6 protein-coding genes are annotated in these 12413 nt (G+C 74.0%); 2 read left to right on the forward strand and 4 right to left on the reverse strand.

Annotated elements, in window-relative coordinates; all coding sequences use genetic code 11:
• The 3 genes from ACWD0A_RS32625 to ACWD0A_RS32635 all read right to left on the reverse strand — a co-directional run.
• A partial coding sequence (locus ACWD0A_RS32625) for a non-ribosomal peptide synthetase (protein ID WP_451304029.1) occupies positions 1-3389 on the reverse strand: 3389 nt, incomplete at its 3' end.
• Between the two features lie 294 nt (positions 3390-3683).
• A complete protein-coding gene (locus ACWD0A_RS32630) occupies positions 3684-4643 on the reverse strand; it encodes a TauD/TfdA family dioxygenase (RefSeq protein ID WP_451304031.1) in 960 nt (319 codons plus the stop codon).
• Between the two features lie 65 nt (positions 4644-4708).
• Complete coding sequence (locus tag ACWD0A_RS32635; RefSeq protein WP_451304033.1) at positions 4709-5413, reverse strand: thioesterase II family protein; 705 nt, start codon at positions 5411-5413, stop codon at positions 4709-4711.
• 303 nt (positions 5414-5716) lie between these two features.
• Between ACWD0A_RS32635 and ACWD0A_RS32640 the strand changes: the two genes are divergently transcribed.
• Positions 5717-6733 carry a ferritin-like domain-containing protein gene (locus ACWD0A_RS32640; RefSeq protein WP_451304035.1) on the forward strand — a complete coding sequence of 339 codons (1017 nt, stop codon included), beginning with the start codon at positions 5717-5719 and terminating at the stop codon, positions 6731-6733.
• Positions 6734-7521: 788 nt separating this feature from the next.
• On the opposite strand, the gene ACWD0A_RS32645 is transcribed toward ACWD0A_RS32640, so the two are convergent.
• Entirely contained in the window at positions 7522-9153 is a 1632-nt protein-coding gene (locus tag ACWD0A_RS32645) for an AMP-binding protein (protein ID WP_451304037.1), read from the reverse strand.
• Between the two features lie 260 nt (positions 9154-9413).
• On the opposite strand from ACWD0A_RS32645, the gene ACWD0A_RS32650 reads away from it, so the two are divergent.
• A partial coding sequence (locus tag ACWD0A_RS32650) for an amino acid adenylation domain-containing protein (RefSeq protein ID WP_451304039.1) occupies positions 9414-12413 on the forward strand: 3000 nt, incomplete at its 3' end.

Consider the following 12413-nt stretch of genomic DNA (forward strand, 5'->3'; position numbering starts at 1 on the left):
GCGAAGAAATCATCCCCCGCCCCCACCGCGTCCCTACCGAGCACCTGCCCGAACAGCCCCGCCAGCACCGCCTCGACATCGTCTGTCGCGCCTTCGCGCTGCGGCTGCCGCGCGTCGGCCGGCTGTGACGCCTGAGACGGCTGCTCCTCGTCCTGGTGCAGGAAGGCGGCGAGGCCCTGAGGCGTGCGGTGCGTGAAGACCTGCTTCGGCGTGAACCGCAGACCCGCCTCACGCGCCCGCGCCACCAACTGGATCACCGTGATCGAATCACCGCCCAGAGCGAAGAAATCATCCCCCGCCCCCACCGCGTCCCTACCGAGCACCTGCCCGAACAGCCCCGCCAGCACCGCCTCGACATCGTCTGTCGCGCCTTCGCCCGGCCGGGAGTCCTGGGGCCGCTGCGCGTCCGGTTCCTCCGGCGCGGGCAGCGCGGCCCGGTCGACCTTGCCGTTGGGCGTCAGGGGAAGGGCGGACAGCGTCACGAACGCGGAGGGCACCATGTACGCGGGCAGCCGCTCCGCGACCCGCTCGGCGAGGGCGGGCAGTTCGGCGTCCCGGCCCGCCGCCGCCACGACGTACGCCACCAGACGCGGCGTCCCGCGCCGGTCCTCGCGTACCGCCGCGGCTGCCTGCGCGACGGCCGGGTCGCTCGCGACCACGGTCTCGATCTCGCCCAGCTCGACCCGGAAGCCGCGGACCTTGACCTGGTCGTCGGTCCGGCCCCCGTAGACCATGGTCCCGTCGGGCCGCCACCAGGCGATGTCGCCGGTGCGGTACATGCGGGCGCCCGGCGCGCCGAACGGGTCGGCGACGAAGCGGGCCGCGGAGAGGCCCGGCCGTCCGACGTAGCCGCGCGCGAGCACGTCGCCGCCGATGTACAGCTCGCCGGGCACGCCGGCGGGGACCGGGCGCAGGCAGCGGTCCAGGACGTAGACGCGGGCGCCGGGGACGGGCCGGCCGATGGGCACCGCGCCCTGCGGGAGGGTGTCCCCGGGCTCGATGCGGTACTCCATGCAGCCCACGGTCGCCTCCGTGGGGCCGTACTCGTTCACGACCGTCGCGCCCGGATGGCGGGCGCGCCACGCGGCCAGCGCCTCGCCCGTCAACTGCTCACCGCCCAGTACGAGTTCGCCGGTCGGTGAGTACCAGTCGGCGGACGCCGTGAGCACCGGCAGGTGGCTGGGCGTGGCCTTCACGAAGGCGGCGCGGCCCTCGGCCCCGGCCGGGGCGTCGAAGTCGTTGAGGTCGACGATGCGGACCAGGCCGCCCGAGGTCAGCGGCCCGAAGATGCCGGTCACCGTGAGATCGAAGGACAGCGGCGAGTGCACCAGCGCCGCGTCGGCGAGGCCGGGGTAGGCCGCGCGGGCGAAGGTGAGGTAGCCGTCGACCGTACGGTGCTCCACCGCGACGCCCTTCGGGCGCCCGGTCGATCCCGACGTGTAGATGACGTAGGCCAGGTCCGCGGGCCGGACGGGCGCGCCGCGCTCCGCGTCGTCCACGTCGTGGCCCGGCAGCGCCGCCAGTTCGGCCCGCACGGCGGGATCGGCGACGGCGACCGGCCGCGGGTGCCCGGTCAGCGCGGGGTGGCCGTCGTCGGAGCAGATCACGGCGGACGGAGCGGAGTCGGCGAGCATGAACGCGATGCGCTCCCGGGGGTACCCGAGGTCGACCGGCAGGTACGCGGCCCCCGCCTTGAGGATGCCCAGGAGAGCCACGATGAGGTCGGTGCCGCGCGGCAGCGCCACGGCGACGAGGTCACCCGGCTTGACTCCCCGGCCCAGCAGGAGCCGGGCCATCCTGTTGGCGGCCTCGTCGAGCACGCGGTAGCCGAGCGTCCGTTCGGCGTCGGCGACGGCCGGCGCGTCGGGGGTCTCGCGCACCCGGTCCGCGAACCGCCGCACGAGCGTCGCCGGGCCGTGGCCGGAGACCGAGTGGGTCGCCGGGCTGTGGCCGGAGACCGCCTGCGCCTCGGGACCGCGGCCCCACTCGTCCAGGACGCGCGCCCGCTCCTCGGCGGTCAGCAGCGGGAGCTGGGCGACGGAGGTGTCCGGCGCCCCGGCGAAGGTGTCGAGCAGCAGCCTCAGCCGGGAGCAGACCAGCTCCAGGCGCGCGCCGTCGAACCGGTCCCCGTGGTAGCTGATCTGGAGCCGCAGCCGGGGGCCGGGGACCGCGACGACGCTGAGCGGGTAGTGGGTGGCGCCGGTGATCTCCTGCCGGCCGTTCTCCTCGGCGTCCGCCGTGTCGGCCGCGTCCTCGGTGAGTGGGACGATCCGCAGGCCGGGCACCCGGTCGCGCACGGAGGTCCAGCCGAAAGGTGCGTTGCCGAACCCGGTGGACGTGTCGAAGAGCGTGTCGAGGCCGGTCAGGCGCCGCACCTCGGCCAGGCCCAGGTGCTGGTGCGGGGCCAGCGCCAGTTGCTCCTCCTGGACGCGGGTGAACAGGGCGGCCAGCGACTCCGCGGGGTCGATCCGTACCCGGACCGGAACCGCGTTCATGAGCAGGCCGACCACGGAGTCGGCGCCCGGGAGCTGCGGCGGGCGGCCGTGCACCGTCTGCCCGAACACCACGTCGTCCCGCCCGGTCAGCAGCGACAGCAGCAGCGACCAGACGCCCTGCACCACGGCGTTGAGGGTGAGACCGTGCTGCCGGGCGGTCGCCACCAGGGCCTCGGTCGCGTCCTCGGGGAGCGTCACGTACGTCAGGCCCGGCATGGCGCCGACGCCCGCCGCCGGCGCGCCGGGAGCGACGAGCGTCGGCTCCCCGAGCCCGTGCAGCGCCTCGCGCCAGGCGGCTTCGGCGGCAGGGCGGTCCTGGCGGGAGAGCCACCGCAGGAAGTGGGAGAAGGGGGTGACGGGGGCGAGTGCGTTGTTGCCCGTACCGCCGCCGGCCTCCTGGTGGTACAGCGTGAACAGGTCCTCCAGCACGAGCGGCAGGGACCAGCCGTCCAGCAGGATGTGGTGGTACGTCAGGACGAAGGCGTACTGGTCCTGGCCCAGCCGCACGAGGGCGAAGCGCATCAGCGGCGGCGCCGCCATGTCGAACCGGCGCAGCCGCTCCTCCTCGAGGAAGGCCAGCAGCTTCTTCCGGCGCACGGGCTCGGGGTCCGCGGAGAGGTCGAGCTCCGTCCACGGCGTCTTCACCGTGCGCCGCACCAGTTGCACCGACTGCCCGTTCCCCCGCTGGCGGAAGCCGGACCGCAGCACGGCGTGACGTGCCAGCGTGGCGGCGCAGGCCGCGCGCAGTGCGGTTGCCGAGACGTCCCCGACGAGCTCGAAGGGGGCTTGGATGTTGTAGACGTCCACCGCCTCGGTGTCGTACAGCGCGTGGAAGAACATGCCCTCCTGCAGCGGCGTGAGGGGCAGCGCGGACTCGATGGGCGACTGTGTCACTTCGTTCACTGTCTGGTCTTCCCCGGAAGCGGTCAGCGGGCGCGCAGGGCGGGCGGCTGGTCATCGGAAGGCGTGGAGGTGGCGTGGTGCGTTCTCGGCCACTGCGGCGATGATGTCGCGCGGCTGAGACGGCGGGCCAGGCAGCCGACCGGCAGTTTCCTGCCCGCCGGAAGGCGCTCCGGCCGGGCGGAATGCCGGTGGCGAGCGGGATCGGCCGGGCGGCCGGGCGGGGACGGACCGCCGGACGCGTACGGCGGCGGACCGGTCCGGCGGGCCGTCGCGCGCCGGCGGGTTTCAGCGACGGAGGGCCGGTTCCGGCAGGTCGGCGCGCGTGAGGAGGTCGGACATGGAGACCAGCACCCTGCGCTCCCCGGTGAACGCCTCCCGGCCGTGCGACCAGCGCATGTTGTCGATCACCAGCAGGTCGTGACGCAGCCAGTCGAAGCGCTCGGCACGGCGCCCGAACGCCGAGCGGACCGCGGCGACCATGTCGTCCGGGATGCGCGTACCGTCCCCGAACAGCACGTCGTTGGGCAGCCCGTCCTCGCCGAGGAGGGCCACCAGGTCCGCCCGCAGACCGCCCGGGAGCGAGGACTGGTGGAACAGCAGCAGGTGGTTGAACCAGACGCGCTGCCCGGTGCGGGGATGCGTCACGGTCGCCGGGGCGCGGCGGACCGTGCGCAGGCAGTCGTCGTCCAGCCATTCCCGTTCGAGGCCGCCCGCCGCGCACAGCCGGTCCACCTCCTCGCGGCTCGCGGCCTGGAACGCCTCGCGCCAGTCGAGGCCGACGCCGCTGCCGTAGTTGCGCACGTAGCGCAGGCCCAGGGTCTCCACCGCCTCGACCACCTCGGAGGGAATGTCCTCCAGCACGCCGGCGACGTCCGTGACCGGCGTCGCTCCCCCGGTCTCCGCAGGGGTCGCGCAGAAGAAGGCCAGCCGTCCGGGCCACGCGCCGGCGTACGACGACTCGCAGTGCTGCGGGATCACCTCACGCGCCGGATACTCGGTGGAGGTGAAGACGCCGTCGCCGACCTCGCTGCGCGGCGTGGAGCGCTCGGTGTACTCCAGCGGACTGAAGCCCATCTCGTCGAGGGCCCATTGGAACGCACCGACACCGTCGGCGGCGGCCCCCCTGATCAGTACGGCTCCGGTCGCGGCGACGGCCTCGTCGATCGCCCGCGCGTACCGGTGCACGATGGATCCCAGCTCTCCGCCGTGCGCCTCGATCACGGTGATGCCGGTCAGATCGTTCAATCTTCACAACTCCCTGGGGAAGGGGCCCCGCAGCGGTGCCCGGGTGTACGCGACAACGCGGCCGGTCATGGCAGCGCCGCCGTGACGGCGCCGAGCACGGCCGCGGCACCGGTGAAGAGGTAGTCGTGCCCGCCCGGCAGCAGCCGCACGGTGAACCCGGCCGACGAGCAGTCGCGCCAGCGCTCCAGCTGCGCCTCGTCCACCAGCGGATCCCCGGCGCCGCCGAAGACGTGCAGGGGGCAGCCGACCGGGACGGGTGCGGGGCTGCGGTACGCCTCGGCGAGTGTCAGGTCGCCCCGGACCGTGCGGAGCGCGTACCGCAAGTAGGCGGGGTACTCCCGCAGTTCGGGCGGGAACCCGCCGAACCCCTCCAGCCAGTCGAGCAGGCCCTCGTCGTCGCGGTCCGTGATCCGCCTGCCCACCGGGACGTGTGGCGCCCTGGACGCGGAGACGAACAGCGCGCGCGGCGGTGCCAGGCCTCGCCTGCCGATGCGGAGGGCGATCTCGTAGCCGAGAAGCGCGCCGAAGCTGTGGCCGAAGAGGGCGTAGGGCATGGCGAACTCGTCCGCGATGCCGTCGATCACGGCGTCGGCCAGTTCCTCGAGGGTGCCGGGCAGCGGCTCGGCACCGCGCACACCGCGACCGGGCAGTTCCACCGTCGCGAGTTCGACACCGTCCGGGGGCGTGAGCCGCCACGGGGCGAACGACCGGGCGCTGCCGCCCGCCTGCGGCAGGCAGATGAGCCGCAGGCGGGGGCTGGACGCGGTCACACGGCCGACGATCCACGGACTGTCCACACCACGCGTCGGTGTGTTCGCGGGGTGGGAGGGTCGTGCGGCGGCATGGGTTCGCATCCCGCTCCTTTCGTCGGCCGGCGTCTTACCGGGGCGGTGGCCCCCTGTTGCGGGTCATCGTGCGGCGGCTGCGGCGAACGGGACCAGGCACGGGGACCGGCAACCCGTCTGCCGCCCAGTTGCCCCGCGCCTGCCTGGAGGGTGGCCGGGCCGCGCGCCGAGGATGAGTCCCGACAGTCCTGCCTGCTCTGCTTTTGCGCCTGAAGGGATCGCCCAGCGATGACCGTTGTTCCTGACGAGGCAGCCGACACGACGTTCTTCACCCTGGACGCCGCCAAGGCGGACCTCATGGAGGTCGAGGCAATCAGCCGGACGATCCTGAACTGGGACTACGGCAAGCGCGACAGCCGGGTGTGGAGTCTGTACGAGAAGAACAAGTCCTCGCAGTGGAACGCCACCACCGACATCGACTGGGACCACGACGTCCACTTCGGGGCCGAGCTGACCGAGGAGAACGGCGCGCGGCTCGCGTCCTTCGTCGTCGGCGAGGGCAGTCCGGTGCCGCGCGAACTTCTCACCCGGTTCCGCTGGGAGTACCAGGCGTGGATGTGCAGCCAGTTCCTCCACGGTGAGCAGGGGGCGCTGGTGACCACGGCCCGGCTCGTCGAGACCGTTCCGGACATGGACGCCAAGACCTACGCCGCGTCCCAGGTCGCCGACGAGGCGCGGCACGTCGAGGCGTTCGCCCGGTACATCGACGAGAAGCTGGGCACCGTCTACCCGGTCAACCCGGGTCTCGGGACGCTGCTGCACGACGTGTTGTCGGAGTCCCGGTGGGACATCGTCTACCTCGGTATGCAGGTGGTCATGGAGGGTCTGGCGATCACCGGGCTCCGGCTCGCGAGCAGCGGGTTCGGCGACCCGCTGATCCGGCAGATCACCAGGATGGTGGCGAGCGACGAGGCCCGGCACATCGCCTTCGGCGTCACGGCGCTGACCGGCATGTACCAGCAGGTGACCTCGGCCGAGCTGCGTGAGCGCGAGGACTTCCTGCTGGAGTCCATCCGGCTGATGTCGCGCCGCTTCATGCTCCGCGAGGTGTGGGAGCGGATGGAGCTCGACGTGGAGACGGGTGTGCGCTTCGCCCGCACCAATCCGATGATGGCCACCTACCGTCAGCTGCTGTTCCAGCAGGTGATCCATGTGCTGCGGCAGCTGGGCATGCTGTCGGAGCGGGTGAAGGAACTCCTGCTCGCGGAGAACCTGGTGCGCCCGGAGACCATGTCGGTGCGGTAGTCCCGCACTTCCCTGCCACCGGCCGGCTCCGCGACCCCCGACGCGCAGCCGGCCGGTTCCTCGTGCGCACGGCGCGGGGCCGCGCCTTGGGCACGGCGCCCCTGGCTTCACGCTGCCCGGCGCACCGTTGGCGCCGGGGGGCTGCGCCGCCCGGGGGCTGTTCCCCCATCCGGGCAGGGAGCCCCTCGCGTTCCGGCGTGATGCCGACCGTCCCCCCATGGGACCGGCCGGTCGCCGCGGGCGCGGGGCCCGCACGGGCCTGCACGGCGCCCGAAGCGCACCACACACGGCCCTGCCCGCGCGCGCTGCGCGGCGGGCAGGGCCGTCGCCGCTCGGGCGCGGGGCAGATGGGGGCGCAACGCGCGCGTATTCCACCCGATACGCGGAGCACGGTGCACACGGACGTGCCCGGCGCGTGGCGCGTCGGCAGGGTCCCTCGCCGCCTCGGGCGCGGGGCACGCACGAGGCCGGCGCGCCAGCGCGAGGCGCGCACAAACCTGTGCGCCCGCCGCGGAGCGGGGGCAGTCGGACGTGCTCGGCGCCGAGCGCGCTGCGCCGCCCGGGGGCCGTCCCCACGTCCGCACACCGGCCCCGCGCGGCCCGGCGTCGCCGCCGGAGGCGCGGCCCCGCACGGGCCTGCACGGCGCGCGGTTCATGCGCGCGTACCTGTCGGCGGGGCGCGACGCGCGCCTATCCCCCGGCGCGCGGAGCGCGCGGGCTCCCGGGTGCGCACAGATCTGCCCGGCGCGGGCGCGCCGGGCAGGTTTGTGCGGGGCTGCTCCCAGGGCTCAGTCCGCCGTCAGCGGCTGGGTCGCCTCCGAGAACCAGCCCGCGCACACCGCCTTCCAGATGACCCGGCGTCGCGGCTTGCCGCTGGAGGTGACCGCGATGCCGCCCCGGGGGACCTCGACGCACTGGAGCTCCGCGTCGCCCAGCCACTCGGACAGCACCTCGTGGGCGTGCCGGCGCCAGCCGGGCTGGACTCCGGCGAAGACGGCCACGCCCGTCGGCACGCCGTCGCGTACGCCGAGCAGCACGGCGACGCGGCGCTCGGGAACGCCCCGTTGGTGCAGCAGGGTCTCCAGGCTCTCGGCGAAGACCATCTTCCCGTTGACCTTGAGCCCGTCGCCCAGCCTGCCGATCACGAAGAGCTGCCCCTCGCGCACGAATCCCGCGTCGCCGGTCCGCAGCCCCGGGCCGTCGAGGCTCGTTCCGGAGGCGGAGCCGGTGTCACCGACGTATCCGCTCGCGATCGACACACCGCGGACGACGATCTCGCCGACCTGCCCGTCCAAGAGCTCCTCTCCGTCCTCGGACAGGATCCTCACCGTCCTGCCCTCCAGCGGACGGCCGCAGCCGACCACGGCCGTGCCGGCGAGGGACGCCGCGTCGCCGTCGTCCGGCTCGCGCGTCGACCAGCCCTCGCCGGGCGGCAGACCCGTCACCGCGAGCGTGGCCTCCGCGCTGCCGTACGCGGGGAGCAGAGCGCCCCGGTCGAGGCCGTGCGGCCCCAGCAGCTCGTGGAAGTCCCGCAGCACCTGCGGGTCGACCCGCTCCGCGCCGATGATCACGCACCGGACGGAGTCGAAGCGCAGGCCCTCCAGGTCGGCGGGCTTCACGCGGCGCAGGATGTACGAGAGGCCGAAGTTGGGCATGGCGGTCATGGCGACACGCTGGTCGCTGATGCACCGCAGGTACCGCAGCGGCGAGCGGATGAAGTCGTCCGGCTGCATCATCCAGCCGTCGAAGCCGGTGACGACGACGTTGAGCAGGAAGCCCACCAGGCCCATGTCGTGGTGGACGGGCAGCCAGCTGGCCGCGGGCAGTTCCGGCGCGCAGCCCAGCCAGCGCCGCATCCCGGTGAGGTTGGTCCGCAGGGCGTCGGCGGAGATGTTCACGCCGCGCGAGAAGCCGCTCGACCCGGAGGTGAACTGCAGCAGCGCCGTCTCCGGCAGCGGCATCGGCCGCTCCAGCGGCTCGACTCCCGCGACGAGGGCGTCGAAGGTCACCGGCTCCGCGATCCCCGCGTCCGCGGCTATCTTGGCGATACGGTCCAGCGACTCGTCGTCGCAGACGGTCGCCCGGGGGCGTACGGTCCCGAGCAGGTGCCCGGCGTGCCTCTCGTACTCGTCGGCCCGCTGGAAGGCGAACGGCGGGGCGATGGAGCACGGTGTCGCACCGGCGGCCAGCGCGCCGAAGAACCCGGCGGCGAAGCCCGGGCTGGAGCGCTGCACCAGTGCGACCACGTCGCCCTGCCCGATGCCGTTCGCCCGCAGGGCGGCGGCGGTCCTCAGCACCAGGTCGCCCAGGGCGCGGTAGGACAGGAAGTCCCAGCCGCCGTCGCGGTTGGCGTAGTACAGGCCACGCTCGGCGGACGCCTCGTCCAGCCAGTCGAGCAGGCCCCGGTCCGGGATACCCAACGTCCTCGTCCTCTCCGGGATGTCACGGCTCGGCCGGTGCGCACACCGGCGGATCGGCGTACCCGGCTCGCTGCCAGCGTCGGCGCGCCGGCCACCGCGCACCAGGCAGGCGGCCGGTAACTCGGCCCGCCGGGCGGCATTTCGACCAGCAGAACCGATTGCCGGTCGGTTGCCTGGTCTCCCCGCGAGCGGGCGATGCAGCATCGACCGGGGTTCAAGCTCCCGATCCGTCGTAGTGCACGAGAGCGGTTACGAACTTGATGACATCACGCGACGCCGACACCGACCTGCTTCCCCTGACGTCCGCCCAGCGGGGGGTGTTCCACGCCCAGCGGCTGGCTCCCGACAACCCGGCGTACAACACCGTGGCCGTCATGGAGATCCGGGGACAGATGGACGGCGGGCTCCTGCAGCGCGCCATCCGCCGGGCGGAGGGCGAGAGCGGCAGCTTCGACGTCGAGCTGGTGGAGCGGCCGGACGGCCTGTACCAGCGGCCGGTCGCGCCGGGCTGCTCGATGTGGCAGGAGCTCGACCTGCGGAACGAGCCGGACCCCCTCGCGGCGGCCTGGGCCGTCGTGGACCGCGACCGCGCCACCCCGCTGGACCTGCTGAAGGACGCGCTGTCCGGGCACTGGCTCATGCGGGTCGGCGACGACCACTGCCTCTGGTACCAGCGCAGCCACCACATCCTGTCCGACGGCTTCGGCTCGGTGCTGCACTCGCGCAGGATCGCCACGGTCTACGAGGCGCTGGCCGCCGGGACGGAGCCGGCGGGCGAGCCGCTGGGCACCCTGCGCGCCCTGCTGGCCGAGGAGGCGGACTACCGCGCCTCGGACGACTACGCGGCGGACAAGGAGTACTGGGACCGGACCTTCGCGGACCGGCCCGAGGCCGCCAGTCTCGCGCCGGGCGTGCCGACCGGCGCGGCAGGACGGGCGATCTCCGCGACGACGACGCTGTCGCAGGCCGAGCTGCGGGCGCTGCACACGGCGGGGCGGGAGGCCCGCGCTCCGTGGACGGTGGCGATGATGGCGGCCGTCGCCGCGTATCTGCACGGGATGACCGGCACGGAGGACCTGACCATCGGCGTCCCCGTCACGGCACGGGTCGGGGCGGGGTCCCGGAACGTCCCCGGCATGCTGTCGAACACTCTCCCGCTGCGGCTGACCGTCACCGCGGCGGCGGACCGGGTGGGCCTGGTCCGGCAGGTCGCCCGCCGGCTCGGGGAACTACTGACGCACCAGCGCTACCCGTACGACGAACTCCGTCGCGACCAGCGGCTGCTGGGCACGAACGAGCAGATGTTCGGCGTGCTCGTGAACATCATGCCGACGGGCTCCGAGAGCGCCTTCACCGGACGGGACGCGGTCCTGCACACGCTGTCCGGCGGGCCGGTGACCGACCTCAACATCACCTGCCATCCCGGTCCGGACGGCCGGGACGCCCGGGTCGAGTTCGAGGCCAATCCCGACCGCTACAGCGCCGCCGAACTGGCGGCGCACCAGGCGCGGTTCACCGACTTCCTCACCCGGTTCCTCGCGGCGCCGAAGGATCTTCCGCTGGCCCGGGTGGACGTCCTGACGGACGCCGAGCGCACGCAGGTCCTCGCCGCGGGGCAGCTGCCCGGAGCGGCGGAGCCTCCGGCGCCGCGCACGTTCCCCGAGCTGTTCGAGGAGCAGGTCCGGCGCACTCCGGACGCCTGCGCGGTGCTCTCCCCGGCCGGTTCCCTCGACTACGCCGGGCTCAACGCCCGGGCCAACCGCCTGGCCAGGGCCCTGGTCGAGCGGGGAGCCGCGCCCGAGCGGCTGGTGGCGGTCGCCCTGCCGCGCGGCATCGCCGCGCTGACAGCCGTCGTCGCGGTGATGAAGGCGGGCGCCGCGTATCTCCCGGTCGACCTGGACTACCCGCGGGCCCGGGTCAGCCGCATGCTCGACGACACCGCCCCGCTGCTCCTGCTGACGACCCGTGCGGCCGACGACCCGACGCTGGCGTCCGGGGTGCCGCGGCTGTACCTGGACGACGCGGACAGTCCCACCGACGCGCCTGTGCCGGACCTGCCGGGCACCGATCTCGACGACGGTGACCGCCTGGCGCCGCTGCGCCCCGGCCACCCGGCGTACGTCATCTACACCTCCGGCTCGACCGGGCGCCCCAAGGGCGTCGTCGTCACCCACACCGGTCTGGCCGCGCTGCTGCGGCACCAGCAGGACCTGCTCCGTCTGACGCCGGACACCCGCGTGCTCCAGTTCGCGTCACCGAGCTTCGACGCGTCGGTGTGGGAGCTGTGCGTGGCCCTGCTCACCGGCGCCGCCGCGGTGGTCGCCCCGGCCGAACGGCTCGCGCCGGGACCGCCGTTGGCGGACCTGGTGGCCGAACTGGGCGTCAGCTGCCTGCTGCTGGCGCCCTCGGCCCTGGCCGTCATACCGCCCGACGGCCTGCCGGAGGGCGTCAACCTGGTCGTCGGCGCCGAGGCGTGCTCCCCGGAGCTGGTCGCGCGCTGGTCCCCCGGGCGTCACATGGTCAACGCCTACGGTCCCACCGAGGCGACGGTCATCGCGACGCAGACCGGGCCGCTCTCCGGCCGGACGGTGCCGCCCATGGGCCACTCGGTCCCCGGCAGCCGGCTCCGGCTGCTCGACGGGGCGCTGCGTCCGGTGCCGCCGGGCGTGGCGGGCGAGGTGTACCTGAGCGGCGACGGGCTCGCCCGCGGCTACCTCGGCCGCCCGGGTGTCACCGCGGAGCGGTTCGTCGCCGACCCCTTCGGCGCGCCCGGTGCGCGCATGTACCGGACGGGCGACATGGCCCGGTGGACGGCGGACGGCGAGCTGGTCTACCTGGGCCGCGCCGACAACCAGGTCAAGGTCCGGGGCTTCCGCATCGAGCTGGGCGAGGTCGAGGGCGCGCTCGCGCAGGCGCCCGGGGTCGGGCAGGTCGCCGTGACGGTCCGCGAGGACCGGCCCGGGGTACGGCAGTTGATCGGGTACGTCACCCCTGCCGCGGACACCTTGGGGGAGATCCGGCCGGATGGGGCCGCGCTGCGCGAGTGGGTGGCCGAGCGGCTGCCCGCGTACATGGTCCCCGCCGCCGTGACCGTGATCGACACCTTCCCCCTCACACCCAACGGCAAGATCGACCGACACGCCCTGCCCGCACCCCACTTCCCCACCACCAACGCCTACCGAGCCCCCACGACCCCACGCGAACACCTCCTCCACGACGTGTTCACCGAAGTCCTCGGACACCCCCGCATCGGCATCGAC

This window comes from Streptomyces sp. NPDC002867, assembly GCF_053591895.1.